The sequence below is a fragment of the Jiangella aurantiaca genome, assembly GCF_004349105.1.
Lineage (GTDB): Bacteria > Actinomycetota > Actinomycetes > Jiangellales > Jiangellaceae > Jiangella > Jiangella aurantiaca.
This window is the reverse complement of sequence record NZ_SMLB01000009.1, coordinates 50196-75956: the sequence shown is the minus strand read 5'-3', so window position 1 is coordinate 75956 and position 25761 is coordinate 50196. Positions and strand designations below refer to the sequence as shown.

28 protein-coding genes are annotated in these 25761 nt (G+C 71.9%); 15 read left to right on the top strand and 13 right to left on the bottom strand.

What is annotated here, in order from left to right; translation table 11 throughout:
• Positions 1 to 81: 81 nt before the first annotated feature.
• Entirely contained in the window at positions 82 to 1071 is a 990-nt protein-coding gene (locus tag E1262_RS09420) for a helix-turn-helix transcriptional regulator (RefSeq protein ID WP_132102872.1), read from the bottom strand.
• A 63-nt stretch (positions 1072 to 1134) separates the two neighbouring features.
• On the opposite strand from E1262_RS09420, the gene E1262_RS09415 reads away from it, so the two are divergent.
• A complete protein-coding gene (locus tag E1262_RS09415) occupies positions 1135 to 1608 on the top strand; it encodes a pyridoxamine 5'-phosphate oxidase family protein (RefSeq protein WP_132102871.1) in 474 nt (157 codons plus the stop codon).
• A gap of 78 nt (positions 1609 to 1686) precedes the next feature.
• Here the strand turns inward: E1262_RS09415 and E1262_RS09410 are convergent, their stop codons facing one another.
• On the bottom strand, positions 1687 to 2025 hold the full coding sequence (locus E1262_RS09410; RefSeq protein WP_132102870.1) for an ArsR/SmtB family transcription factor: 339 nt from the start codon (positions 2023 to 2025) through the stop codon (positions 1687 to 1689).
• A gap of 95 nt (positions 2026 to 2120) precedes the next feature.
• Between E1262_RS09410 and nhaA the strand changes: the two genes are divergently transcribed.
• The 3 genes from nhaA (at position 2121) to E1262_RS09395 (ending at position 4896) form a co-directional block, all read left to right on the top strand.
• The gene (nhaA, locus tag E1262_RS09405) at positions 2121 to 3434 is read left to right on the top strand and encodes a Na+/H+ antiporter NhaA (RefSeq protein WP_132102869.1); all 1314 of its coding nucleotides are present in this window, start codon (positions 2121 to 2123) and stop codon (positions 3432 to 3434) included.
• Positions 3435 to 3556: 122 nt separating this feature from the next.
• Positions 3557 to 3970, top strand: coding sequence for a phage holin family protein (locus E1262_RS09400; RefSeq protein WP_132102868.1), 414 nt, complete (start codon positions 3557 to 3559; stop codon positions 3968 to 3970).
• Positions 3967 to 4896, top strand: a complete 930-nt coding sequence (locus E1262_RS09395; RefSeq protein ID WP_203453712.1) for an alpha/beta fold hydrolase — start codon at positions 3967 to 3969, stop codon at positions 4894 to 4896. The genes E1262_RS09400 and E1262_RS09395 overlap by 4 nt, the downstream gene beginning before the upstream one ends.
• Before the next feature lie 253 nt (positions 4897 to 5149).
• Here the strand turns inward: E1262_RS09395 and E1262_RS09390 are convergent, their stop codons facing one another.
• From E1262_RS09390 to nth, 3 genes are read right to left on the bottom strand one after another with little or no spacing between them, the layout of a single operon-like run.
• On the bottom strand, positions 5150 to 6343 hold the full coding sequence (locus E1262_RS09390) for a MarP family serine protease (protein ID WP_132102867.1): 1194 nt from the start codon (positions 6341 to 6343) through the stop codon (positions 5150 to 5152).
• Entirely contained in the window at positions 6340 to 7020 is a 681-nt protein-coding gene (locus E1262_RS09385; RefSeq protein WP_132102866.1) for an NUDIX hydrolase, read from the bottom strand. The genes E1262_RS09390 and E1262_RS09385 overlap by 4 nt, the downstream gene beginning before the upstream one ends.
• A complete protein-coding gene (nth, locus tag E1262_RS09380) occupies positions 7017 to 7721 on the bottom strand; it encodes an endonuclease III (RefSeq protein WP_132102966.1) in 705 nt (234 codons plus the stop codon). The genes E1262_RS09385 and nth overlap by 4 nt, the downstream gene beginning before the upstream one ends.
• A 256-nt stretch (positions 7722 to 7977) precedes the next feature.
• On the opposite strand from nth, the gene E1262_RS09375 reads away from it, so the two are divergent.
• A complete protein-coding gene (locus E1262_RS09375) occupies positions 7978 to 8655 on the top strand; it encodes a Crp/Fnr family transcriptional regulator (protein WP_046766478.1) in 678 nt (225 codons plus the stop codon).
• 9 nt (positions 8656 to 8664) lie between these two features.
• On the opposite strand, the gene E1262_RS09370 is transcribed toward E1262_RS09375, so the two are convergent.
• The 5 genes from E1262_RS09370 to E1262_RS09350 all read right to left on the bottom strand — a co-directional run bounded on the left by E1262_RS09370 (position 8665) and on the right by E1262_RS09350 (position 11437).
• Positions 8665 to 9435 carry an MBL fold metallo-hydrolase gene (locus tag E1262_RS09370; protein WP_203453711.1) on the bottom strand — a complete coding sequence of 257 codons (771 nt, stop codon included), beginning with the start codon at positions 9433 to 9435 and terminating at the stop codon, positions 8665 to 8667.
• A complete protein-coding gene (locus E1262_RS09365) occupies positions 9432 to 10118 on the bottom strand; it encodes an NUDIX hydrolase (RefSeq protein WP_203453710.1) in 687 nt (228 codons plus the stop codon). The genes E1262_RS09370 and E1262_RS09365 overlap by 4 nt, the downstream gene beginning before the upstream one ends.
• Positions 10119 to 10128: 10 nt before the next feature.
• Entirely contained in the window at positions 10129 to 10593 is a 465-nt protein-coding gene (locus E1262_RS09360) for a RidA family protein (protein WP_132102865.1), read from the bottom strand.
• Complete coding sequence (locus E1262_RS09355; protein ID WP_074946573.1) at positions 10590 to 10748, bottom strand: Sp36 family protein; 159 nt, start codon at positions 10746 to 10748, stop codon at positions 10590 to 10592. The genes E1262_RS09360 and E1262_RS09355 overlap by 4 nt, the downstream gene beginning before the upstream one ends.
• A 176-nt stretch (positions 10749 to 10924) precedes the next feature.
• Complete coding sequence (locus E1262_RS09350; protein WP_203453709.1) at positions 10925 to 11437, bottom strand: Lrp/AsnC family transcriptional regulator; 513 nt, start codon at positions 11435 to 11437, stop codon at positions 10925 to 10927.
• Between the two features lie 113 nt (positions 11438 to 11550).
• Between E1262_RS09350 and E1262_RS09345 the strand changes: the two genes are divergently transcribed.
• The 3 genes from E1262_RS09345 to E1262_RS09335 are packed head-to-tail and all read left to right on the top strand — an operon-like array spanning position 11551 to position 15013.
• The gene (locus E1262_RS09345; RefSeq protein WP_203453708.1) at positions 11551 to 12687 is read left to right on the top strand and encodes a thiamine pyrophosphate-dependent dehydrogenase E1 component subunit alpha; all 1137 of its coding nucleotides are present in this window, start codon (positions 11551 to 11553) and stop codon (positions 12685 to 12687) included.
• A complete protein-coding gene (locus E1262_RS09340; RefSeq protein WP_132102864.1) occupies positions 12684 to 13691 on the top strand; it encodes an alpha-ketoacid dehydrogenase subunit beta in 1008 nt (335 codons plus the stop codon). The genes E1262_RS09345 and E1262_RS09340 overlap by 4 nt, the downstream gene beginning before the upstream one ends.
• A complete protein-coding gene (locus E1262_RS09335; protein WP_238992881.1) occupies positions 13688 to 15013 on the top strand; it encodes a dihydrolipoamide acetyltransferase family protein in 1326 nt (441 codons plus the stop codon). The genes E1262_RS09340 and E1262_RS09335 overlap by 4 nt, the downstream gene beginning before the upstream one ends.
• 41 nt (positions 15014 to 15054) lie before the next feature.
• Here the strand turns inward: E1262_RS09335 and E1262_RS09330 are convergent, their stop codons facing one another.
• On the bottom strand, positions 15055 to 15552 hold the full coding sequence (locus E1262_RS09330) for a GbsR/MarR family transcriptional regulator (protein WP_132102863.1): 498 nt from the start codon (positions 15550 to 15552) through the stop codon (positions 15055 to 15057).
• 188 nt (positions 15553 to 15740) lie between these two features.
• On the opposite strand from E1262_RS09330, the gene E1262_RS09325 reads away from it, so the two are divergent.
• Positions 15741 to 16574, top strand: coding sequence for a DMT family transporter (locus E1262_RS09325; protein WP_132102862.1), 834 nt, complete (start codon positions 15741 to 15743; stop codon positions 16572 to 16574).
• On the opposite strand, the gene E1262_RS09320 is transcribed toward E1262_RS09325, so the two are convergent.
• Positions 16531 to 17043 carry a GbsR/MarR family transcriptional regulator gene (locus E1262_RS09320; protein WP_132102861.1) on the bottom strand — a complete coding sequence of 171 codons (513 nt, stop codon included), beginning with the start codon at positions 17041 to 17043 and terminating at the stop codon, positions 16531 to 16533. The two genes, E1262_RS09325 and E1262_RS09320, sit on opposite strands and share 44 nt — an antisense overlap.
• Positions 17044 to 17125: 82 nt before the next feature.
• Between E1262_RS09320 and E1262_RS09315 the strand changes: the two genes are divergently transcribed.
• The 5 genes from E1262_RS09315 to bagB are packed head-to-tail and all read left to right on the top strand — an operon-like array spanning position 17126 to position 22697.
• Complete coding sequence (locus E1262_RS09315) at positions 17126 to 18052, top strand: ABC transporter ATP-binding protein (protein WP_132102860.1); 927 nt, start codon at positions 17126 to 17128, stop codon at positions 18050 to 18052.
• The gene (locus E1262_RS09310) at positions 18049 to 19701 is read left to right on the top strand and encodes an ABC transporter permease (RefSeq protein WP_132102859.1); all 1653 of its coding nucleotides are present in this window, start codon (positions 18049 to 18051) and stop codon (positions 19699 to 19701) included. The genes E1262_RS09315 and E1262_RS09310 overlap by 4 nt, the downstream gene beginning before the upstream one ends.
• Before the next feature lie 41 nt (positions 19702 to 19742).
• Positions 19743 to 20561 carry a phosphatase PAP2 family protein gene (locus tag E1262_RS09305; RefSeq protein WP_203453707.1) on the top strand — a complete coding sequence of 273 codons (819 nt, stop codon included), beginning with the start codon at positions 19743 to 19745 and terminating at the stop codon, positions 20559 to 20561.
• A gap of 10 nt (positions 20562 to 20571) precedes the next feature.
• The gene (gene bagA / locus E1262_RS09300; protein WP_203453706.1) at positions 20572 to 21549 is read left to right on the top strand and encodes an ATPase BagA; all 978 of its coding nucleotides are present in this window, start codon (positions 20572 to 20574) and stop codon (positions 21547 to 21549) included.
• Positions 21546 to 22697: an ArsA family ATPase gene (gene bagB, locus E1262_RS09295; protein ID WP_132102857.1), complete on the top strand. Its 1152-nt coding sequence runs from the start codon at positions 21546 to 21548 to the stop codon at positions 22695 to 22697. The genes bagA and bagB overlap by 4 nt, the downstream gene beginning before the upstream one ends.
• An 82-nt stretch (positions 22698 to 22779) precedes the next feature.
• Here bagB and E1262_RS09290 read toward each other — a convergent pair whose 3' ends face one another.
• Positions 22780 to 25218 carry a transglycosylase domain-containing protein gene (locus E1262_RS09290; protein ID WP_162605836.1) on the bottom strand — a complete coding sequence of 813 codons (2439 nt, stop codon included), beginning with the start codon at positions 25216 to 25218 and terminating at the stop codon, positions 22780 to 22782.
• A 221-nt stretch (positions 25219 to 25439) separates the two neighbouring features.
• Here E1262_RS09290 and E1262_RS09285 point away from each other — a divergent pair, with 221 nt between their 5' ends.
• Positions 25440 to 25727, top strand: a complete 288-nt coding sequence (locus E1262_RS09285) for a WhiB family transcriptional regulator (protein ID WP_132102855.1) — start codon at positions 25440 to 25442, stop codon at positions 25725 to 25727.
• The last annotated feature ends 34 nt before the right edge of the window (positions 25728 to 25761 follow it).

Here is a 25761-nt window from a genome sequence, read left to right as displayed (position 1 = left end):
CCTCGCAACCTGGAAACTACAGCCATGAAATTCAAGTATCTCGCCGAAAACTAGAATATCAGCGCCTTGAGTTCCAGTTTGCTAGAACTCATCACGCCCGCGCTGCGGAGCGTTCCGGGCCGCCAGCTCGAGCGCGACGGAGCGCAGGGTCGCACGTAGCGAGGCGGGCTCCAGCACCTCGACGTGGTTCATCAGGCTGAACAGCTGCGCCGCGGCGACGTCCTCGCCCTCGGTCCACAGCTCGACCTCGCTCCAGCCGTCGCTGTCGGGCGCGGACGCCGTCTCGCGGGCCTGCGCCGCCGCCAGCGCGCCGACCGCCGTGTGCAGCCGCCGCAGCGCCGGCGCCGACAGCCGGATCCGGCACCGGTAGCGCAGCAGCGACCGATCGAACTCCGCCGACGACGACGCCCACCACTCGGCGAGGTCGAAGCCGTCGGGCCGCCAGCTCGGCTCCGGCAGCACCGTCGCGGCGTGGATGCGTCCCACCTTGTAGGTCCGTACCTGCTGCCGGTGCGCCGCCACGAGGTACCAGGTGCCGGCCTTGAGCACCAGACCGAGCGGGTCGAGCAGCCGCGACACCGCCCGGTCGGACCGCCGGTACGACACGTCCAGCCGCCGGCCCGACCACACCGCGTCGGACACCTCCGCCAGCGCCTCCGGCGGCGCCGCGTCATTGAACCAGCCGGGCGCGTCGACGTGGAACCGCTCGCGCAGGCGGGCGGCCCGCCCACGCAGCTCCGGCGGCAGCATCGCGATGACCTTCGTCTGCGCCGCCACGAGGACGGTGCCCAGCCCGAGGTCCGCGACCGCGCTCGGGACGCCGCCGAAGAACAGCGCGGCCGCCTCGTCGCCGGTGAGCCCGTCGAGCGTCGTGCGCCAGCCCTCGACCAGGCGGATGCCGCCGCCCGGCCCCGACTCCGTCCAGAGCGGGACACCGGAGGCCTGCAGCGCCGCGATGTCGCGGTAGACCGTGCGGACGGACACCTCGAGCTCGGCGGCGACCTCGGCCGCCGTCAACGTCCGCCGCTGCTGGATCAGCAGCATCATCGCCATCAACCGGCTGGCTCTCACATCGCCGAACCTACGCCAGGATGCTGACAGAAGATGTCAGCGATCTCGCGGCAGCATGGGCGCATGGCGACCTGGAAGCAGTTCCACGACGAGGCCCCCGAGCTGGCGACGATCGTGCACGCGCAGTTCACGGCCACCAAGCACCACGTCCTAGCGACGCTGCGCGCGGACGGCTCGCCACGGATCAGCGGCACCGAGGTCGACTTCGGCGGCGACCACCTCACGCTGGGCTCGATGCCCGAGGCACGCAAGGCCCACGACCTGCAGCGCGACCCGCGGTACGCGCTGCACAGCAACCCCGGGGACGGGTCGATGACGGTGCCCGACGTGAAAATCTCCGGCCGCGCCGTGGAGGTCGTCGGGCCCGAGTTCGAGGCCTACCGGGCCGCCCACACGACCGACCTGCCGCCCGGGCCGTTCCACCTTTTCCGGCTCGGCATCGACGATGTCGTGCTGGCCGGCCTGAACGACGCGCGCACCGGCATGGAGATCAGGCTCTGGCGGCCCGGACTGCCGGTCCGGACGTTCACCCGCTGACCGCCGCGGCGTCACCGGACAGCACCCGCGACCGCCGCCGACGGCACCGGGTACGAGTGGGTGAGGTTCACCACAACCTCACGCCGGACGGTCGTGTCGCTCGTCGTTGCCATCTGCCTCTCCTTCCGCTTCCGCGGCCGCGAAGGCCGCCATCGCGTCACCCCACAGCTGGTCGAGCTCGGACCGCAGCGCGGCGAACCCCTCCGGTGCGAGCCGGTAGATCCGCCGCGTGCCGGCGGCGCTCGATACCACCAGTCCCGCCTCGGCCAGCACCTTCAGGTGCTGACTGACCGCCGGGCGGCTCACCGGCAGCCCCGCGGCGAGTTCGCCCACCGAGGCCGGGGCGTGCCGGAGCCGCTCGACGATCGACCGCCTGGTCGCGTCGCCGAGCACCCCGAAGCATCCGTAAGTTTCCACTTACCGTAAGTTATTACTTACCATCCTTTTCGATCCAGTCCCGTAGAATCGACGCCAGGTGTGCCGGGAAGTCTGGTCGGCGATCGTCCACAGCCATGTCTGCGACGGAAGGTGGCCCGACCGTGTCCCGACGCCGTGTGTTCGCCCGCCCGACCTGGCCGGAGGCCCAGTACGTCGCCTCCGTCCTGCGCAGCGAGACGACCGGCGGCTTCCTCATGTTGCTCGCCGCGGCCACCGCACTCGTCTGGGCGAACGTCGGCGGCGACTCCTACGAGACGCTGCGCACCACGACGGTGGGCCCGTCGGGACTGCACCTCGACCTCGACCTCGCGACGTGGGCGGCCGACGGCCTGCTGGCGATCTTCTTCCTCGTCGCGGGCCTGGAGCTGAAGCGCGAGCTGGTCGTCGGGAGCCTGCGCCGACCGGCCGAGGCGGTCCTCCCGATCGTGGCCGCCGCCTGCGGCATGCTCGGTCCGATCCTCGTGTACCTGGTGGTCAACGGCATCGGCGGAGGCAGCCCGGACGGCTGGGCGGTACCGACTGCCACCGACATCGCGTTTGCCCTCGCCGTACTCGCCGTCATCGGGTCGCAGCTGCCATCGGCACTGCGCGCGTTCCTGCTGACGCTCGCCGTCGTCGACGACCTGCTCGCGATCCTGCTCATCGCCATCTTCTTCACCACCGACGTCGAGCTCTGGCCGCTGCTCGGCGCGGTCGCGATCCTCGTGGCGTACGCCGTCATGCAGCGGTTCGACGTGCGGGCGTGGTGGCTGTACGTGCCGATGGGCGTCGTGGCGTGGGCACTGATGCACGAGAGCGGTGTGCACGCCACCGTCGTCGGCGTGGCGTTCGGCCTGCTGACCCGCGCTCACCGTCGCACGGGCGAGAGCCAGGCGCCCGCGGAGCGGATCGAGCATCGTATACGGCCGTTCTCCGCCGTCCTGTGCGTGCCGGTCTTCGCGCTGTTCGCCGCCGGCGTCACCGTGTCAGGCGGGTCGCTGCGCGAGGTGTTCACCGAGCCGGTGGCGTTGGGCGTGGTCCTCGGGCTGGTGGCGGGCAAGACGATCGGGGTCTTCGGCGGAACCTGGCTCATGGCGCGGTTCACCAAGGCCGAGCTGAACCCCGACCTCGCCTGGAGTGACGTCCTCGGACTGGCGACCATCGCGGGCATCGGGTTCACGGTCTCGCTGCTCATCGGCGAGCTGGCGTTCCGCGACGATGCGCACATGGAAGAACTGGTCAAGACCGCTGTGCTCGTGGGTTCGGTGCTCGCCGCCATCATCGCCACGGTGCTGCTGATACGGCGCAACGTCATCTACAAGCGGCTGGCCGCGGAGGAGGCGCGCGACGAAGACCGCGACGGCATCCCGGACGCCTACCAGGCCGAGGAGCCGGGCACTCGGCCGTGACTGGTCGGCCCGTCTTCGCGACCAGGCTCCCCGACCTGCTCTAGAGTCGAACACGAGGCCACGCCGGCAGCCCGCCGCCGCGGCCGACGTCACTCGTGACTACTGCGACGAGGAGGTTCCGGATGGCCGCGCGGGCAACCAGCCAGGCCGACGGCTCGGCCTCCATCGGCCAGCTCGTGGCCTCGATCAAGGACGACCTCACCGGGCTGGTCCGGGACGAGATCGAGCTGGCGAAGGCCGAGCTGAAGGAGGACGCCAAGGAGGCCGCGCTCGGCAGCGCCATGGCGGCGGTGGCCGCCTTCCTCGGCTTGGTGGCGTTCATCCTCGCCTCCTTCGCGCTCGTGTACGCCGTCCGCGCGCTCGGACTGACCCTCGGCTGGTCGTTCCTCGTGGTCGCCGGCGCCTACGTTCTCGTCGCACTCCTCCTGCTGCTGGCGGCCCGGAGCCGATTCGGCAGGATCTCCAAGGCCGAGCGGACGAAGATCACCGCTCGCGACGCCGCCCGCGCTCTGAAGAGGTCCAGCAACAGCACGTGATCACCAACGACGCACATCGCCAGACGGTCGAGATCCCCGGCCCCTGGACGCATCGAACCGTCGCCGCCAACGGGGCGCAGTTCCATGCCGTGGAGATGGGGCGCGGGCCGCTCGTCCTGCTCCTGCACGGCTTCCCGGAGTTCTGGTGGGCCTGGCGGCACCAGCTGCCCGCGCTCGCCGCGGCCGGCTGGCGCGCCGTCGCGCTCGACCTGCGCGGCGCCGGCGGCAGCGACAAGACCCCGCGCGGGTACGACGCGTTCACCTTCGCCGCGGACATCACCGGCGCCATCCGCTCGCTCGGCGAGCGGCGCGCGGTGCTCGTAGGGCACGGCTGGGGTGCCTACGGCGCGTGGACGGCGGCGGCGATGCGCCCGGCGCACGTCGACGCCCTCGCCGTCCTGTCGATGCCGCACCCGCTGATCCTGCGGCGGCACCTGTTGCGCGGCCGGCTCCGGCGCAGCGGCTCGCTGGCCTGGGTGCAGACGCCGATGGCGCCGGAGCGACGGCTCATCGCCGACGACGGCGCCCACGTCGAGACGCTGCTGCGCCGTTGGTCGGCGCCCGGTTCGGCCTTCCCCGACGACGAGGCGTCGCGCCACTACCGCGCGGCCATGCAGTTGTGGCCGGCGCCGCACTGTGCGCTTGAGTACCAGCGCTGGCTGTTCCGCTCCCTCTTCCGCGGCGACGGCCGCCGCTTCGCCAAGCGCGTCCAGGATCCGCTCACCATGCCGGTGCTGCAGGTGCACGGCGTCCACGACTCCAACCTCGACATCGACCTCGCGGCGGCGTCGCGTGAACTGGTGGCCGGCGAGTACCACTGGCTGTCGCTGGAGTCGGCCGGGCACTTCCCGCACGAGGAGACGCCGGACGCCGTCACCGACGCACTGCTGGACTGGCTGGTCAAGCAGCGCGCCCGGCACGACTAAGAATTCGCGCGGAATGGGCGAGGCAGGCGTCGGCCCAGAGTCGTTGCACAGTTGCCTGCTGTGACAAGCGCGCTGGAGGTCGTGCGGCCCCGCCCCTTTCGTTGATCTTGGAGTTGTTCGGCCATCTATCGGGCATATCGCCCCGCAATGGCCGAACAACTCCAAGATCAACGGGGGGGAGGGCGTGGCAGGCACGCTCGCGCGGCGGACGGCCATCATCAGGCGTTGCGCCTAGGACGCGACAAGCGGGCCGTCAGGTGCAGGAGCCGGTCGGCACCGGCTCGGTCGCCTCGGCCGCATCGGCCGCGAGGTCGGTGAACTCGCTGGGCGCAAGTGCGTAGCCGGTGTCCGGGTCGGTCAGCGAGGCGGCGAACACCACGCCCAGTACGGTGCCGTCCGGCGAGATGAGCGGCCCGCCGGAGTTGCCCGGCCGGATGCTGCCGCGCAGCGAGACGACCTCGCGGGTGACGGTGTTCTCGTCGTAGATGTCGTGCCCGATGAGCTCGTGGACGTCGCGGACGCGGACCTCCTCGCTGCGCAGCGGGCCGTTGTTCGGGTAGCCGACGACGGCGGCCTCGTCGCCGTTGCCGGGCTCTTCGGCGGCCATGGAGAGCTGGTCCAGCGGCAGTCCGGGGACGGCGAGCACGGCGAGGTCGGTCTCGGGGTCGAACGCGACCACCTGCGCGGCCAGCGGGTCGCCGTCAGGGAAGGTGATGACGGGCTCGCTGACGCCGGCCACCACGTGCGCGTTGGTGAGGATGCGCTCAGCCGCGACCACGAAGCCGCTGCCGGTGATGACGCGTTCGCAGGCCTCCGCACGGCCCGTGATCTGAACGACGCTCTGGGCGGCGGTGCGCACCTCGGGGTCGCGGCGCAGCAGGCTGCCGGGCGGGCCGACGTCGACGATCGGCTCGGACGCCCACGGGACCACGACCTGCGGGAACCCGCCCGCCGCGACGACGTCCTCGAAGGCGTCGCGCAGGCGGTCGGGCGAGATCGGCACGGCGTCGTCGACCAGGTCGAGCAGCCGCGACTCGCGGACGCCGGGCGACGCGTACGGTACGGCGGCCGTGGAGATGGCCAGCCCGACCGCCCACGAGGCCAGCAGCAGGCCGGCGACGCCGAGGATGGCCCCACCCGCGGCATCGAAGTTCTTGGCAGGCTGCGACGACACCTTCGACCGCACCCAGCCGCCGGCCCACGCCAGCACGCCCTGCCCGATCGAGGCGACGCCGAGTACCAGCAGGACGGCCAGCACGGACACCCCGAGCCCGGGGTCGAAGCTGCCGAGCACCAACGGCACCAGCAGCAGCCCGGCGACCGCGCCGCCGACGAACCCGACGAAGGACAGGAGGCCGACGACGAAACCGTGGGTCCAGCCGGTGTAACCGACGACGACCGCCAGGATGATGATGATCAGGTCGACGGCGTTCAAGCCCAGCGTCACGACCCACCTCGACCTTCACGGCGAAGAGCCGGCCCCGTTGGCAGCGGCTCGACGAGAGTACGATCCCATGGCTGCGCGATTGCGGCCGCATCGAACAACCTGGACAGCACTTTCGCGGTGAACCCCCAGATGAGCAGTCCGCTGGCCCGGAAGGCGGGGCCGGAGTGGCCGGACGGGTACTGCAGCTGCAGCCGGTTGGCGGGGTCGGTGAGTTCGCTGACCGGCACCCGGTGCACGGACGCGACCTCGGTGGGATCGGCGACGCGCACCTCGCACGGCTCGCGCCACCAGGCCAGGACCGGTGTGACGGAGTAGTTCGAGACGGAGATCCACACCGGCGGCAGCGTGGCGATGACCTCGACACCGGCGGGGTCGACGCCGGTCTCCTCGGCGCATTCGCGCAGCGCCGTGCCGATCGGGCCGTCGTCGCCGGGGTCGGCGCCGCCGCCGGGGAATGCGGCCTGCCCGGCGTGGCGGCGCAGCCCGGCCGCCCGCTCGATGAGCAGCACGTCGGGCCGGCCGTCGGTCTCGCCGAACAGCAGCAGGACCGCCGACTCGCGCGCGGTGTCGTCAGGTGGTGACCACCGGCCGGCCTGTTCGGCCCACGCACCGGCCGCGGTGTCGGCGACACGCCGCAGCCACGCGGGCGGACCACCGGCGGCGTCGGCGGACGTCATGCACGCGGCCCTTCGCGGACCAGCTTGGCGGCCACCTTGGGATCGGTGGGGCCCTCACCGTACGACGGGCACAGCCGGGCCAGCGGGCACGCACCACAGGCCGGCTTGCGGGCGTGGCAGCGCCGCCGTCCGTGCCAGATGACCCGGTGCGACAGCATGGTCCACTCGCTCTTCGGGAACAGCGAGCCGACCTCGAGCTCGACCTTGTCGGCGTCGGTCTCGCTGGTCCAGCCGAATCGGCGCACCAGCCGGCCGAAGTGGGTGTCGACGGTGATGCCGGGGACGCCGAACGCGTTGCCGAGCACGACGTTGGCCGTCTTACGGCCGACGCCGGGCAGCGTGACGAGGTCCTTCATCCTTCCGGGGACCTCGCCGCCGAACCGCTCGACCAGCGCCTGCGACAACCCCAGGATCGACTGCGTCTTGGCGCGGAAGAACCCGGTGGGCTGGATGATCTTCTCGACGTCCTCGCGCTCCGCGGCCGCCAGCGCGACCGCGTTCGGGTAGCGGGCGAACAGCGTGGGCGTGACGCCGTTGACCCGGACGTCGGTGGTCTGCGCGGACAGCACCGTCGCGATCAGCAGCTCGAACGGTGTGGTGAAGTCGAGCTCGCAGTGCGCGTCAGGATACGTCGCGTCGAGCTCACGGTTGATCTTGCGGGCCCGGCGCGTGAGGGCGAGCTTGGACTCGGTAGCGACCATCGACACCACTTCACTCTACGTTCCCGGGCCGACAGACCCGGTGCGGAAGATCCGACCCGCCCGCATGCGTTGGCACGTCGAAACGGGGCTGCTCGAGGAGTCAGCGCGAATCCGAACCCTGCTCGGCGAGCAAAGACACGTCGCAGGGGCGAATGGTCGGCCATGATGACCCCCAGGCACAATAGGTTGCGGCCGACGTGACGCGAAACACGAGACCGTTGACCGCGCGTGGCTCGACGGCAAGGAGGACCTGGCAGTGGCTGACGACGCTCTACGGAGCGCACTTCTGTTCCGCGAACTCGACGACGAGGCCGCCGGCGCGCTGCGCGCGTCGATGACCGAGGTGCACCTGAGCCGCGGCGAGACCCTCTTCCGCGAGGGCGACGAAGGCGATCGCGTCTACGTCGTCACCGAGGGCAAGATCAAGCTCGGCCGCACCGCACCCGACGGCCGCGAGAACCTGCTGGCGCTGCTCGGTCCCGGGCAGATGTTCGGCGAGTTGTCGCTGTTCGACCCCGGCCCGCGCTCGGCCACGGCCACCGCCGTCACCGACACCACGCTGTGGAGCCTGAGCCACGCCGACCTCACGCCCTGGCTGACGGGGCGGCCCGAGGTGGCCCGCGGCCTGCTCCTGCAGCTGGCGTCGCGGCTGCGGCGGTCCAATGACATCCAGACCGACCTGGTCTTCTCCGACGTGCCGGGGCGGGTGGCCAAACAGCTGCTGGACCTCTCGACCCGGTTCGGCGTGCCGTCCGAGGAGGGCATGCGGGTCGTCCACGACCTCACGCAGGAAGAGCTGGCCCAGCTGGTCGGCGCGTCCCGCGAGACGGTGAACAAGGCGCTGGCCGACTTCGTGTCCCGTGGCTGGCTGCGGCTGGAGCAGCGCTCGGTCGTCGTCCTCGACGTCGACCGCCTGCGCCGCCGCGCCCGCTGACGGGCGGGTTCAGCCGGCCGCGCGCAGGTAGGCCAGCGTGGCCTCGACGGTGCGCTCGGCGGCGGGCCAGAGCGCGCGGTCGACGTCGGCGTAGACGACCTCGACCACGTCGCGGGCGGTTCGGGCGCCGCCGGCGAGGGCGGCCCGCACCTGCTCGATCCGCTGCTGCCGGTGCGCGACGTACTCGTCGACGACGGTGACGGCGCGCGGCCGCAGCGGGCCGTGCCCCGGCGCGAGCACCGCGTCCTCGGGCACAGCCGTGCGCAGCAGCTCCAGCGACGCCAGGTAGGCGCCGAGGTCGCCGTCGGGGTGCGACACGATCGTGGTGCCGCGGCCCAGGACGGTGTCGCCACTGAACAGCAGCACGGAGTCGCCGTCGTCGGCGACGAACGACACCGAGTCCGCGGTGTGGCCGGGCGTGTCCAGGACGGTGATGCCGAGGTCGTCCAGCCGCTGCCCGTGCGCCGGCAGCTCCGCGTCGGCGCCGCTGGCGGCCGGGTCGCGGGCCAGCACCGGCGCGCCGCCGGTCAGCTCGCGGAACAGCTCGACGCCGCCGCAGTGGTCGGCGTGGTGGTGGGTGATCAGCGCGACGGCGACCGGCCCCAGCTCCAGGACGGCGTTCAGGTGCGGCTCGAGCCACGGACCGGGGTCGATGACGACGTTGCCATCGCCGGCGCGCAGCACGTAGGTGTTGGTGCCGTCGAGGGTCATCGGGCCGGGGTTGTCCGCCCGCACCAGCCGGCACCACGGCGGCAGCGTCGCCTGGGTCACCTCGCTCACCGCTCGTCTCCTGGGTCGTCGCCGGGATAGTCCGGGTCCTCGGGCAGCAGCCCCCACACCTGCGTGCCGTCGTCGAGCCAGCCGGGAACGACGGTCTCGACGCGGCGGCCGGTGCCCGCGGCCAGCGCCTCGGCCACCGTCGCGAAACCGGTGAGCGAGGCCAGCACCACCGCCGTCGGCGGCATCAGGACCCACTCGCCGGCGTCGGCCCGGGCCAGTGCGTCCGCCGGCCGCACCCACCCCACCTCCGACGCCTCGCCGGAGACGTCGGCGGTCTCCTGGCCGTCCGGCAGCGCCGCCAGGTAGAACCAGGTGTCGTAACGGCGTTCCTCGAACCGCGGCGTGATCCAGTGCGCCCACGGCACCAGGTCGCCGGGCGTCAGCACGACGCCGGTCTCTTCCTGCGTCTCGCGGATCGCCGCCCGGACGAACGCCTCGGCGGGGTCGGCGCCGTCGGCCGGGTCGACCCGTCCGCCGGGGAACGCCAGCATGCCGCCGAACGCCATCGCCGTGTGCCGGACGTGCACGTACACCTCGACGCCGAAGCCGGCGTCGCGCAGCAGGACGACCGTCGCCGCGGGCCGGGACGGGACGATCGGCAGGCCGCCGGCGGCGAACGCCCTGGCCCGCTCCGCGATGCGAGCGGGCAGCGCGCGCCGTAGCTCGGCCGGCCGGTCGGTCACGGTCCTGGTCTCAGCCGACCTCGACGGTCATCTCGACCTCGACCGGCGCGTCCAGCGGCAGCACCGTCAGGCCTACGGCGCTGCGGGCGTGCTGGCCGAGATCGCCGAAGACCTTGCCGAGCAGCTCGCTGGCGCCGTTGACCACCTGCGGCTGGCCGGTGAAGTCGGGCGTCGACGCGACGAAGCCGAGCACCTTCACCACGCGGGTGACGGCGGAGAGGTCGCCGACCTCGGCGCGGATGGCGGCCAGCGCGTTGAGGGCGCACTGCTGGGCGCACTCGTATGCCTGCTCCGGGGTGACCTCGGCGCCGACCTTGCCCTTGTACAGCAGCTCGCCGTCGCGCACCGGCACCTGCCCGGAGGTGAACACGAACGAGCCGCTGCGCACGGCCGGCACGTACGCCGCGACCGGCTTGACGACGTCGGGCAGGCTCAGCCCGAGCTCGGCCAGCCGCTCCTCGGGGGTTCCAGTCATTCGGCCTTCTCCCGCTTGAAGTAAGCCACCACGTTCTCGGGGTTCATGCCGGGCACGATCTGGACGAGCTCCCAGCCGTCCTCGCCCCAGTTGTCCAGGATCTGCTTGGTCGCGTGCACCAGCACGGGTGCCGTCGCGTACTCCCACTTGGCCATGGGCGCGAGCCTACTGGTGCCTGGTGACGGTCCGGGCGGCACGGCTAGCGCGCACCGGGCCGCACCACCCCGACGGTGTGAGGCGCGGTCTTGATTGATCATGGAGAAGGTCGCCTCTGGAGACGCGGGAAAGGCGACCTTCTCCATGATCAACGCCCGACGGCAGCCGGCGATCGTCAGGCCCAGCGCGACCCCTGGCCGAGGTGCTCGTCGAACACCAGCCAGGTGCGGGTGCTCTGCACGCCGGGGACGTCCTGGATGTGTTCGAGGACGACGTGGCGCAGCTCGCTGTTGTTGGGCGCGCGGACCAGCGCGAGCACGTCGAAGTCGCCGCCGACCAGAGCGAAGTGCTCGACGTAGGGCAGCGACCCGAGCGCGGCGGACACCTCGCGCCAGGCGTTCTGCTGGATCGACAGCATGACGTAGGCGCTGGTGGCCAGTCCGGCCCGCTCGGGGTTGACCTGCGCGGAGAACCCGGTGATGACGCCGTCGGCGAGCAGCCGGTCGACCCGCGCGTAGGCGTTGGCCCGCGACACGTGCACCCGTTCGGCCAGCTGGCGGATGGACAGCCGGCCCTGCTCGACCAGCTCGGCGAGGATGCGGCGGTCGACGTCGTCGAGTTCACGGGCAGACGATCGGCCGGTATTCCAGGTGTGACCCCGGTCACCTTGAGACATCTGGTCGCTCATGGCCGCTCCGCTCTGCCAGTTGTCACCGATTTCGGCCGGTTGTAGAGATGACCATCTCACGAGGCGCAGTATTCGGAATAGAGCGTCCGCCTGCCGACAGAGGTGACTGAGCCATGACCACGCAGGCCGAGCACCGGATGCCCGCCGCCACGAGCGCCGCGGCGGCGCCCGCCGACGCCCACTTGCTGCCGTCCGCCGAGCCGATCCGGTTCCTCGACGACGACGGCGGCCCGGCGCCGGGCGACGCCCACGGCCGCTACGAGCGCCCGTCCACCGAGCTGCTGCGCCGCGCGTACGACGCCATGGTGCTCGGCCGCCGGTTCGACGCCCAGGCGACGGCACTGACCAAGCAGGGCCGGCTGGCCGTCTACCCGTCCAGTCGTGGCCAGGAGGCGGGCGAGATCGGCGCCGTCCTGGCGCTGCGCGAGACCGACTGGCTGTTCCCGACCTACCGCGACACGATGGCGCTGATCGGCCGCGGCATCGATCCGGTCGAGGCGCTGACGCTGCTGCGCGGCAGCTGGCACTGCGGCTACGACCCCATGGCCACGCGCACGGCGCCGCAGTGCACGCCGCTGGCGACGCACGCGCCGCACGCCGTCGGCGTCGCCTACGCCGCGCGCCGGCGGGGCGAGGACACCGTCGCGCTGGTGATCGTCGGCGACGGCGGCACCAGCGAGGGCGACTTCCACGAGGCGCTGAACTTCGCCGCGGTGTTCCACGCGCCGGTGGTGTTCCTGGTGCAGAACAACGGGTACGCGATCTCGGTCCCGCTGTCGCGGCAGACGGCGGCGCCGTCGCTGGCGCACAAGGGTGTCGGCTACGGAGTCCGGAGCGAGCGCGTCGACGGCAACGATCCGCTCGCCATGCTGGCGGTCCTCACCGAGGCCGTCGAGTCCGCGCGCGCCGGCGGCGGGCCGGTGCTCGTCGAGGCGCACACGTACCGCGTCGAGCCACACACCAACGCCGACGACGATTCCCGCTACCGCGATCACGACGAGGTCGAGGCGTGGAAGCGGCGCGACCCGATCGCCCGGTTGGAGGCACACCTGCGCTCCCGCGACGAGCTCACCGACGACGACGTCGCGGCGGCGCGGGAGGCGGGCGAGGCGTTCGCCTCCCGGGTGCGGGAGCGGCTGTCGGAGGAGGCGACCGGCGACCCCGCCGACCTGTTCGCACACGTCTACGCCGAGCCCACGCCGCAGTTGCGCGAGCAGGCCGGCTGGCTGGCCGAGGAGCTCGCCCGATGACGGTGACCCTGGGCAAGGCGCTCAACGCCGCGCTGCGCGACGCGATGCGTGAGGACGACACCGTCCTGATGTTCGGCGAGGACGTCGGCGCTCTGGGCGGCGTCTTCCGGGTCACCGACGGGCTGGCCGCCGAGTTCGGCGAGGACCGCTGCTTCGACACCCCACTGGCCGAGAGCGGCATCGTCGGCATGGCGGTCGGCATGGCGATGAACGGCTTCCGCCCCGTCGTCGAGATGCAGTTCGACGCGTTCGCCTACCCGGCGTTCGAGCAGATCGCCTCGCACGTCGCGAAGATGCGCAACCGCACCCGCGGCGCCGTCGGCCTGCCGATGGTGATCCGGGTGCCGTACGCGGGCGGCATCGGCGGCGTGGAGCACCACTCGGACTCCTCCGAGGCGTACTACGCGCACACGCCCGGCCTCAAGGTCGTCACTCCGGCGACGGTCGCCGACGCCTACTCGCTGCTGCGCGAGGCGATCGCCGACCCCGACCCGGTCGTGTTCATGGAGGCCAAGAAGCTCTACTGGGCCAAGGACGAGACGACGCTGCCGGTGACGACGGAGCGGTTCGGGACGGCGGTGGTGCGGCGCGCCGGGTCGGACGCGACGCTGGTCGCGTACGGGACGGCGGTGCCGGTCGCGCTGGAGGCCGCCGCCTCGGCGGAGTCGGACGGGCGCTCGCTCGAGGTCGTGGACCTGCGCACGCTGGTCCCCTTCGACGACGAGACGGTGGCGGCGTCGGTACGCAAGACCGGCCGCTGCGTCGTGGTCGCCGAGGCGGCCGGGTTCGCCAGCGTGTCCGCGGAGATCGCCGCGCGCGTGCAGGAACGCTGCTTCCACTCGCTGTGGGCGCCGGTGCTCCGGGTCACCGGCTGGGACGTGCCGTATCCGCCACCGGTGCTGGAGAAGTACCACCTGCCCGGCGTCGACCGCGTCCTCGACACTGTCGAGCGGCTGCAGTGGGACGACGTGCCCGACCCGCGGTTCCTGGCTGGGTCGCGATGACCGACTACCCGATGCCTGGCGAGGAACGGACGTTCCGGCTGCCCGACCTCGGCGAGGGCCTGACGGAGGCGGAGATCGTCGCGTGGCGGGTCGCCGAGGGCGATCTCGTGGGTGTCGACGACGTCGTGGTGGACGTCGAGACCGCCAAGGCGACGGTCGAGGTCCCCTGCCCGCACGCGGGCCGGGTGACGAAGCTGCATGGCGCCCCGGGTACGACGATCACGGTCGGCGCGCCGCTCATCACGGTGGCCGCGCCGGAGCCGGCCGTGGCCGGCGGCGGGCCGGACATTGCGGCCGGTGCTGCCGCCGGTGGGGCGGAGTCGGGCGCGGTGCTCGTCGGCTACGGGACGGGGAACGCGTCGCTGCGGCGGCGGTCCCGGTCGCGGACGGCGCACGCTGGCGCGCCGCGGGTGCTGTCGCCGGTCGTGCGCCGGCTGGCCCGCGACCGCGGCGTCGACGTGCGGGTGCTCAGCGGCTCCGGCCCCGGCGGCGTGATCCTCCGCCGCGACGTCGAGTCGGCCGGCGTGGCGGCGCACGCGGCAGGGGTGGCGAACGGCGCGGCTGCACACGACGTCGCCCCGGCGTCTTCCGGAGTACCCCACCGGAGGCCGCACCCAACCCCGTCAATCGGCAGAGAACCCCTGAGCGGAGTGCGCCGCGCGATCGCGGACAAGCTGGCACGCAGCCGGCGCGAGATCCCCGACGCCACCACCTGGGTCGACGTCGACGCCACGGCGCTGGTCGAGGCGCGCGACGCGCTGCGGACTGCCGCGCCGGACCGCCCGGTCGGGCTGCTCGCGCTGCTCGGCCGCATCACGGTCGCCGCGCTCGTGCGGTTCCCCGCGCTCAACGCGTCCGTGGACGCCGACGGCGACGACCTCGTACTCGTCCGCCACGGCTCGGTCGGCCTCGGCTTCGCCGCGCAGACCGACCGTGGCCTTGTCGTCCCCGTCGTCCGCGACGCCCAGGACCTCAGCACGGCGGAGCTCGCCGCGGAGCTCGCCCGACTCACCGACGCCGCGCGGGCCGGCACGCTGACCCCGGCCGAGGTCACCGGCGGCACGTTCACCCTGAACAACTACGGCGTCTTCGGCGTCGACGGCTCGACTCCGATCATCAACCACCCGGAGGCCGCGCTCCTCGGCGTCGGCCGCATCGTCGACAAGCCGTGGGTCGTCGACGGGCAGTTGGCCGTCCGGAAGGTGACCCAGCTGTCCCTGACCTTCGACCACCGCGTCTGCGACGGCGGCGTCGCGGGCGGCTTCCTCCGCTACGTCGCCGACTGCGTCGAGTCGCCGCTGGGGCTACTCCTCGACCTCTGACGGGCCGGGGAGGCGTTGGTCGCCGACTGCGAGGTCTGACGTCAGTCCTGATGAAACGCGTGCTTGGCTCGATGCTCGCGCCAGCGCTCGATCATCAGCGGCAGCTCCGCGCGCATGAACTGCATGTAGTCGATCGTCTCGGCGATCCGCCGGGCGCCGCGGCCCTCGCCGAGGGTGTCGAGGCCCTCGGACAGGACGGTGGTGTAGCGGCGCAGCAGCGGCTCACGCTGCATGATGATGTGCGACCAGACGTCGTCGTCGTAGATGCGGTAGTGGTCCGCGCGGGAGCCGGGCTCGCGCTCGCGCGCCAGCAGGCCGGCCTGCACCAGGGTGCGCACGGCGCCGGAGATGGCGGCGGGACTCACCCGCAGGCCCTCGGCCAGCTCGGCCGCGGTGTAGCGCTCGGCGTCCTCGGCCAGCACGTAGGCGAACACCCGGGCGGGCATCCGGGGCAGTCCGGACTCGGTGAGCACCAGCGCGAACTGCTCGACGAACCGCAGCAACGCGTCCCGCTCGTCGTCCGTTGCCGGACCGGTCATCGGGTGTCCTCCTTCGCTGTGAGCATCATCATACGTTTACCCATTTCACAACTTCGTGAATGCACGCTAGGTTGGCCGACAGGCGGGGGTGCTGCGGCCGCACGCTCCGGCGAGCCACTACATTCTCGGTAGAGCCGTGGGCGCTGCGGGTCACGCCGCCCCACCCGGCGCCGGATTGGGGGATGGCGGTGAGCAGCACGGGCCTGGCGGTGGCGTTCGCCGTCGGAGCCGCGAGCCTGCACGCCCTGGCCGCCCTGGGCATGGTCGCCCAGCGCCGCTGGTGGTACCCCACGGCGCTCACCGTCGCCGCGTCCGGATTGCACGTCTGCGCGCTGCACTTCGGCCCGCTGACGCTGGTCCAGCCGCTGGGCGTGCTCAGCCTCGCGTTCGCGCTGGTGCTCTCGTGGGCGCTGACGCGGCGCCGGGTCACCCCGCGCGAGTGGCGCGGCATGGCGCTGAGCATGGCCGGCCTTGCCGGGCTGTTGTTGCTGGCCGCGCCGACCCGGCCGCGCAGCGAGCTGAGCTCCACGCAGATCCTCCTCCTGACGCTCGCGGTCGTTGCGCTCATCGCTGTCGCGGTTGCCTCAGCGTCACGGCTCACGCTGCGGCCGGTCCGCCGGAGTCTGCTGTTCGCGCTCGCCGCCGGCACGACCTTCGGGGTGTCGTCGGCGCTGACGCAGACGGTGACCATCCGCGTCGCCGACTCGGGCGTGTCCGCGGCGCTCCAGCCGGCCAGCGCCGTCGTCCTGGTGCTCGCGGCCACCGGCCTGCTGCTGGCGCGGCGGGCGTACCGCGTCGGCCTGGGCGCCCCGCTGGCCACCGCCACCATCGTCAATCCGGTCACCGCGTCGGCTATCGGCATCGGCCTGCTGGGCGAGCGGTTCACCGGCGGGCCGGTCGAGGTGACGCTGTCCGTGGCCGCGGCGCTGACGGCCGCGGCCGGCGTGGTGCTGCTGGCCCGCGGCAGCCGGGCGCCGGTCACTCGCCCGATGCGGCCCGAGCGGGTTCCCGTGACGCCGTAACACCGGCCCGGCGCTCTCGCCACCGCCTCGCCAGCGTGTCGATCTCCGTAGAGATGAAGCGATAGAACTCGCGCGTCTCGTGGATCCGCCGCTGCCCGGGGCCCGGTGGCAGGGTCTTCAGGCCCTCGGTGAAGAGCACGTCGATATGGCGGTACAGCGGCTCCTGCCGCCCGATGACGGTCGACCAGACGTCGTCGCCGTACACGCGGTAGTGATCGACGCGGTCGCCCGGCACGCGGTCCTTCAGGAGGATCCCCATGTCGATGAGGGGCCGCACCGCCCCAGAGATGGCCGCCGCGCTGACCCGCAGGCCGTCGGCCAGTTCGGCAGCCGTGTGCGTCTCGGCGTCAGAGGCCAGCACGAACGCGAACACCCGGGCCGGCATCCGCTGCATGCCGGCGTCGCTGAGCACCATTGCGAACTGCTCGACGAACCGGGCGCGCGCCAGCTCGGCGCCCTGGCTGGACACATTCCCACCCCCTCGATGTGTTCCGACCATAACGGACTTAAATAAATTCACAAAACTGTGAAGAGTGTGTAGGGTCGCCATCATGACAACTGCGATCGACGTCGCCGGCGTCGTGAAGACCTTCGGGACGGTCCGCGCCCTCGACGGGCTCGACCTGCGGGTCTCGACCGGCGAGGTCCACGGGTTCCTCGGCCCCAACGGGGCCGGCAAGTCGACGACGATCCGCGTCCTGCTCGGGCTGCTGCGGGCCGACTCCGGCACCGTCCGGCTGCTCGGCGGCGACCCCTGGGACGATGCCGTGGCGCTGCACCGGCGGCTGGCCTACGTGCCGGGCGACGTCAACCTCTGGCCCAACCTCACCGGCGGCGAGGCCATCGACCTGCTCGGCCGGCTGCGCGGTGGCCTGGACGAGAAGCGCCGTCAGGATCTTCTCGAGCGGTTCGACCTCGACCCGACCAAGAAGGGCCGCACCTACTCCAAAGGCAACCGGCAGAAGGTGGCGCTGGTGGCCGCGCTCGCCTCCGACGTCGAGCTGCTCATCCTCGACGAGCCCACCTCGGGCCTCGACCCGCTGATGGAGGCGGTGTTCACCGAGTGCATCGACGAGTGGAAGGACGACGGCAAGACCGTGCTGCTGTCCAGCCACATCCTGGCCGAGGTCGAGAAGCTGTGCGACCGCGTCAGCATCATCCGGGCCGGCACCATCGTCGAGAGCGGCACTCTGGCCGAGCTGCGCCACCTCACCCGCACGTCCATCCACGCCGAGACCGCCCGTGCGGTCACCGGGCTGGACCAGTTGCCGGGCATCCACGACCTCGTCGTCGAGGACCACCGGGTCACGTTCGACGTCGACACCGCTCAGCTCGACGGCGCCGTCAAGCACGTCACCGGCTTCGGCCTCCAGAGCCTCACCAGCCAGCCCCCGACGCTCGAGGAGCTGTTCCTGCGCCACTACGGCGACGAGCTCGCCGCCGAGGGCGTCACGACCGAGGCGGGTGCCGTGTCGTGAGTGTCACGACAGCCGAACCCCGGCCCCGCCAGCGCGCCGCCCAGCGGCGCCAGGGCGGTACCACGCTCACCGGCACCGGGACGGTGATCCGGTTCATCTTGCGCCGCGACCGCGTCCGGCTGCCCATCTGGATCGGCGCGATCGTCCTCGGCGTCGTCGGGAGTCTGCCGACATTCCCCGAGACCTACCCCACGGCAGCCGACCGCCAGGCCCGCGCCGACCTACTCGACAACCCCGCCACCATCGCACTGACCGGCCCGGCGTACGGCACGGACAACTACACGTTCGGCGCGATGACCGCGAACGAGCTGCTGGTCTGGGTCGCCATCACCATGGCGCTGATGAGTGTCCTGCTGATGGTCCGGCACACGCGGGCCGAGGAGGAGACCGGACGCACCGAGCTGCTGCGGGCCGCCGTCCTCGGCCGGCACGCCGGCACCACCGCCGCGTTCACCGTCGTGGCCGGGGCGAACGTGCTCATCGGCCTACTGCTCGGCGCGCTGATGCCGGCCGCGCTCGACGAGCTGTCCATGTCCAGTTCGCTGCTGTTCGGTGCCGCGGCCACGTCCGTCGGCGTCGTCTTCACCGGTGTCGGCGCGCTGACCGCGCAGGTCACCGAGCACGCCCGGGCCGCGACCGGTCTCGGCGCCGCCGCAGTGGGCGTCGCGTTCGCGCTGCGGGCCATCGGCGACGTCGGCACGGAGGCGCTGTCGTGGCTGTCGCCGATCGGCTGGGCGCAGCGCACCCGGGTCTACGTCGACGACCGCTGGTGGCCGCTGCTGCTGTCGCTGGGCCTGACGGTGCTGCTGGTCGCGCTGGCGTTCGCCATCACCAGCCGCCGCGACGTCGGCGCCGGCGTGATCCAGCCACGTCCCGGCAGCCCGCGGGCCGGCGCCCGGCTGTCGACGCCGCTGGGACTGGCCGTCCGCCTGCAGCGGGGCAACCTGATCGGCTGGACGGTCGGCCTGCTCGTCTTCGGGCTCGCCTACGGAAGCCTGGCCTCGTCGATCGAGGAGTTCGTGTCGGAGAACTCGACCCTCCAGGACTTCCTGGGCGACTCCGACAGCCTCATCGACGGGTTCATGGCCATGGTCGTCATGATGATGGCGCTGCTCGCGGCGGCGTACGGGCTGACGGCCGTCCTGCGGCTGCGCAGCGAGGAGACGATGGGCCGGGCCGAGCCGGTGCTGGCCACGGCGGTCTCGCGGACGCGGTTCGCCGCCAGCCATCTGGTCGTCGCGCTGGGCGGCAGCCTGCTGCTCATGCTGGTCGGTGGTCTCGGCCTGGGTATCACCGCCGCCATCGCGCTGGACGACGGGAGCGTGTTCGGCCGGCTGTTCGTGGCCGCGCTGGCGCACACCGTCGGCGTGTGGCTGGTGGTCGCCGTCGCCGCCGCGCTGATCGGCCTGGCGCCGCAGTTGGTGCACCTCACCTGGGTGGTCCTCACCTACGGCGTCGTCGTCGGCGTGCTGGGCGGATTCTTCCAGTTCCCCGACTGGGTGACGAAGATCTCCCCGTTCGACGCCGCTTCTACGTTGCCCGGAGGTGACCTCGGCACGGTGGCGGTTGTCATAATGGGTGTGCTAGCGGTCGCCCTTCTCTGGATCGGTCTGCTCGGCTTCCGCCGGCGTGACCTGACGACGACCTGAATCGGTTACTGGGGGAAATCAGGGTGGCACATCCGTCAGTCGTGGAAGAGCCGGCGCGGGAAACCCCCGCGCCGGCCGTTCCACGTACCCCGTCCGAACTCCTGCGGCGAGCGCTGCGGCACCTCCGCACGCCGCGTCGCCCCATCCTCATCGTCGAGCTCGGCATCCTGGCCGCTGTCTATGGCGTGTACTCGGTCATCCGCAACAGCGTGCCCGACGACCAAGCGCAGGCCGTCGCCAACAGCGTCCGCATCTGGACCACCGAGCAGAGCATGAACGTCGACTTCGAGCTCTGGCTCAACCACACCGTGCACGCCGTCGAGTGGCTGACCGTCACCGTCAACTACTTCTACGTGTTCCTGCACTTCGTGGTGACCGGGGCGGTGCTGGTCTGGCTGTTCGTCGGCCATCCCGGCCGCTACCGGGCGGCCCGCACGGTGCTGGCGTTCACCACCGGGCTGGCGCTGTTCGGCTACTACCTGTTCCCGCTGGCGCCGCCGCGGCTGCTGCCGTCCGGCGGGTTCTACGACACCGTCGCCATCCACGAGACCGTGGGAGCGCTGACGTCCGGCGACCTGCAGAGTTTGTCGAACCAGTACGCCGCCATGCCGTCGATGCACGCCGGCTGGTCGCTGTGGTGCGGCATCGCGATCATCATCTTCGCGCGGCGCCGATGGGTGCGCGTCCTGGGCGTTCTGTACCCGTTCGCGACGGTGCTGGTCATCACGGCCACCGGCAACCACTACGTGCTCGACGCCGTCGGCGGCTACGTCACGCTGGCGGCCGGGTTCGGCCTCCAGCGGCTGCTGCACGGCCGTTCCTTCCATGCCTTCAAGCAGCACGTGCGGGCGGTTCCGTAGGCTCTCTCCTATGGGCGACTGGGAGGGCGTGCGGCTGCACGTCGTCACCGGGAAAGGTGGCACTGGCAAGACGACCGTGGCGGGCGCGCTCGCCATGGCGCTGGCGTCCGGCGGCCGCCGGGTGCTGATCGCCGAGGTCGAGGAGCGGCAGGGGCTGGCCCAGCTGTTCGACGTGCCGCCGCTGGCCTACGAGGAGCACCGGGTCGCGTCGGCGCCCGGCGGCGGTGAGGTGTTCGCGCTCGCCATCGACGCGCGCGAGGCGATGCACGAGTACCTCGCGATGTTCTACCGGCTCGGCCGGGCCGGGCGGGCGCTGGACAAGCTCGGCTTCGTCGACTTCGCCACCACCATCGCGCCGGGCCTGCGCGACGTCCTGCTCACCGGCAAGGCGTACGAGGCCACCCGGCGCCGCACCGGCGACCACTACGCCTACGACGCCGTCGTGCTCGACGCGCCGCCGACCGGCCGCGTGGTCCGCTTCCTCGACGTCACCACGTCGGTGTCGTCGCTGGCCCGGGTCGGCCCGATCAACCGGCAGGCCAACTCCATCACCGACCTCATCCACAGCCCGCGCACCGCCGTGCATGTCGTGACACTGCTCGAGGACATGCCGGTCCAGGAGACCGCCGACGTGGTCGCCGACCTGCAGGCCGCGCACATCCCGGTGGGCGCCGTCGTCGTCAACCGGGTCCGGCCGCCGCACCTCGCGACCCGGTCGCTGCCCGCCGCCCGGCGCGGCCGGCTCGACCACGACGACGTGCTGGCCGGGCTGCAGGCCGCCGGGCTGCCCGCCTCCGACGGCGTCGTCGAGCTGCTCACCCGCGAGGCCGCCGACCACGCCGAGCGGACGGCGCTGGAGAAGACCCAGCGGGCGCTGGTCGACGACCTCGGCCGGCCGGTGTACGAACTGCCGCGCATCGCCGACGGCATCGACCCGACCGCCCTCTACGAACTGGCCGACTCGCTGGCCGAGCAGGGTGCCGTGTGAATCCCGGACCACGGGCCGCGAAGCCCGCACACTTCGACGTCGATCGCCTGATCGACGACCGCCGCATCCGCATCGTCGTCACCTGCGGCTCCGGCGGCGTCGGCAAGACCACGACGGCGGCGGCCATCGCGCTGCGGGCGGCCGAGCGGGGCCGCAATGCGGTCGTGCTGACGATCGACCCGGCCCGCCGGCTGGCCCAGTCGATGGGGCTGTCCGAGCTCGACAACACCCCGCGCGCCGTCAAGGGCGTCGACGTCGAGGCCGGCGGCAGCCTCGACGCGATGATGCTCGACATGAAGCGCACGTTCGACGAGGTGGTCGAGGACCACACCACGCCGGACCGCGCCAAGCAGATCCTGGCCAACCCGTTCTACCAGGCGCTGTCGTCGTCGTTCGCGGGGACGCAGGAGTACATGGCGATGGAGAAGCTGGGCCAGCTGCGGGCCCGGTCGGACTGGGACCTCATCGTCGTCGACACCCCGCCGGCGCGGTCGGCGCTGGACTTCCTCGACGCCCCGGAGCGGCTCGGCTCGTTCCTCGACGGACGGCTCATCCGGCTGCTCGGCGGGACGGCGCGGGCGGGCGGGCGGACGTACCTCAAGCTGCTGCACGCCGGCTTCAGCGTCATCACCTCGACGCTCACCAAGATCCTCGGCGGCGAGCTGCTGCGCGACGTGTCGACCTTCGTCAACGCCCTCGACACCATGTTCGGCGGCTTCCGCGAACGGGCGGAGCAGACGTACGCCCTGCTCAAGCGCCCGGAGACCGCCTTCATCGTCGTCGCGGCCCCCGAGCACGACACCCTGCGCGAGGCCTCCTACTTCGTCGACCGCCTCGGCCGCGACGCGATGCCGCTGGCCGGCCTGGTGCTCAACCGCGTGCACGCCTCCGAGGCGGCCGGCATCGGCGCGGAGCAGGCGGTCGCAGCGGCCGAGCGGCTGGAGTCGTCCGGATCGCACGCGCTGACGGCGGCCCTGCTGCGCCTGCACGCCGACCGGCTCAAGCTGGCCGCCCGCGACGAGCGGATCGGCGAACGGTTCAGCGCGGCCCACCCGGAGGTCCCGGTCACCCGCATCCCCGCCCTGGCCGGCGACATCCACGACCTCGACGGTCTGCGCCAGATCGGCGCCCTCTTCGACGCCGGCTGACGGCTCACTCGATGACGGGACCGCTGATCCTCCGGGTTCTGCTGGCCAGGTGACGGCTCCGCTCCGTCAGCGCGACGATCGGCTACGGGACCGTGTCCAGCCAGCCGTCGGGCAGACCGTCGCGCCAGCCATCGCCGCCGCCTCCCTCACCGTCACCGTCCTCGTCGCCGAAGACCGGCGGCTCGGTGGGCGGGCCGACGGTGAAGTCCTCAGTGGGCACTTCCGGCTCGCCGTTGCTCACCGTGATGGCGATGTTCGAACCTGAGGCGACCTCTGCGCCTGCACCTGGGTCGGTGCTGACGACGAGGCCCTCCTGTAAGTCCGAATTCACCTCCCCGGCAACCGAGGCGCTGAAGCCCTCGCCCTCGAGTGTCTGGATGGCGGCATCGGCGTCCATGCCGCGGACGTCGGGGACCGGAACGGTGACGCCGCGGATGGTCTCCGGGTCGGGAGCGGTGAACGGGATCTCCTCGGCGCCGTCGAGCGCGCGGTCCATCATCGCCTTCCAGATGGGACCGGGGATGCAACCACCGCACGCCTCGCTGATGCGCTCGCCGTTGTAGGTGCGTCCGTCGAGCGACTCCTGCGGCGCTTCGACGTCGGCGACGGCCACGGCGGTGGACAGCTGCGGCGTATAGCCGACGAACCAGACCGCGATGGCGTCGTTCGTCGTACCGGTCTTACCGGCCGCGATGCGGCCGTCGGCGAGCCGCATGCGGTTGCCGGTGGCGCCGTTGTTGTGGATCACGCCCTGCAGGACGGAGTTGACGGCGTCGGCGACCTCCGGCTCGAGGACTTGCTCGCAGGTGGGCTGCGTGTGGTCGACGAGGACGTTCCCCGCGGCGTCGGTGACCCGCACGATCGAGGTGGTCGGGCAGTGCACGCCGCGGTTGGCGAACATCGCGTAGCCCGCGGCCATGGACAGCGGCGATACCTCGTTGGCGCCCAGCGTGAACGACGGCACCTGGTTCAGCGGCTGCACCGCGCCGTTCTCGTCGAGGTCGGCGCGCATGACGCCGGCACCCTGCGCGATGGTGGCCGGCGCGCACAGACCGGTGCGCTGTTCCAGCTGGGCGAAGAACGTGTTGACCGACCGCTCGGTGCCGGTGCGCAGGTTGAACGTGCCGCTGCCGGTGGAATTCTTGGGCCGCCACGTCTCGCTACTGCGGATGCGGCCCTCGCAAGTGGTGAACGAGTTCACCCGCAGGCTGACCTGCTGCGGCGCGTTGATCGACGTGTTGAGCGGGATGCCCTGGTCGATCGCGGCCGCCAGCACGAAGGCCTTGAACGTCGACCCGGACTGGATGCCGTTGCCGCCGCCCATGATCTCGTCGGCGGCGTAGTTGATGCTGCTGACGCCGTTGCCCTCGACGCCGTAGGTGCGGGAGTTGGCCATCGCCCGGATGTAGCCGTTGTTGGGCTGCACCGTGGCCAGCGAGCTGATGACGGAGTCGGTGGGTGCGACGCGGTCGGACACCGCGGCCTGGGCGGCCTGCTGCGCGGCTGGGCTGACGGTGGTCTCGATGCGCAGGCCACCGCGCTCGAGCAGTGCCTGCCGCTCCTCCGGGGTCTCGCCGAGCTCCGGCAGCGTCAGCAGCTCGTGCACGACGTAGTCGCAGAAGTAGCCGGCGTACGAGGGAACGCAGCCGTTCGGCGTGGAGCTGAGGTTCAGGCCGAGGTCGGTCTGGCGGGCCTCCGCGGCCTCCTGCTCGCTGATGCGGCCGGTGGCGGCCATGCGGTTGAGCACGACGTTGCGGCGGCCGAGCGCGGCCTCGGGGTCGCGAGTGGGGTCGTAGGCGACCGGCTGCTGCACGATGCCGGCGAGCAGCGCCGCCTGCGGCAGCGTCAGCTCCGCGGCCGAGGTGGAGAAGTACGTCCGCGCCGCCGCCTCGATGCCGTACGAGCGGGAGCCGAAGAAGGCGATGTTGAGGTAGCGCTCGAGGATCTCGTCCTTGCTGAGCTCCTGCTCGACCTGGACGGCCATGCGCAGCTCCTCGAGCTTGCGGCGATAGCCCTCGACACCGCTGGCGGCCTGGACCTCCTGGACCTCCTCTGGCGTGGTGGCCTGCGAGATGCGCACCTGCTTCACGTACTGCTGCGTGAGCGTGGAGCCACCGCCCTGGGTCTCGCCGGCCTCGACGTTGCGCAGGAACGCGCGCAGCGTGCCCTGGATGTCGATGGGACCGCGCTCGTAGAAGCGGTCGTCCTCGATGGCGAGGATGGCGTCCTTCATCACCGGCGCGATCGCGTCGAGGCCGACCGGGACGCGGTTCTCCTCGAAGAACGAGGCCAGCTGCTGGCCGTCGGCGTCGTACATGTAGGACGTCTGGGCCATGGGGCCGGGCTCGAGGTCGGCCGGCATGGCGGCGAACGTGTCGGCGCTCTCGCGGGCGGTGAGCCCCAGACCCGCGACCACGGGCAGGGCGAGACCGGCGAGCAGCACGCCGCACAGCGCGGCGACGCCCGCGACGAGGAGGACTCGGCGTACCGTCGCAACGACGGCGGAGGGACGTATCGCCATGGACGGCAAGCTTACGTCGTTATGCCACACTGGCTCTAACCGAGAATCGGCGCGCCGCCAACTATCAGATGCTCGGCTCGGCCGCCATCGTCCAAGCGGCTGATATTGGTTTGGGTCAATCAGGGTCTGGTCATGACCCCCGGGTTTGCATAGCGTCACGTCATCGGGGTGAACTAGAGAGGGTTTGGTGTGTTCACCGAGTTGACGGGGGTGACAGCCGGATGACATGGATCGATGACTGGACCAGCTTGGCGGCGTGCCGCAGCACTGAGCCAGACGAGCTGTTCGTCCAGGGTGCGGCGCAGAACCGGGCCAAGGCCGTGTGCCTGGGCTGCCCGGTGCGCACCGAGTGCCTGGCCGACGCACTGGACAACCGGACCGAGTTCGGTATCTGGGGTGGCATGACGGAGCGGGAGCGTCGCGCCCTCCTCCGCCGTCGTCCCGAGGTCCAGTCGTGGCGCGGGCTGCTCGAAGCCGCACGCGACGAGTACATGGTCAAGGCCGGCTGACGCCACTAAGAAGAACGCTGAGGCCCCGGGCGCA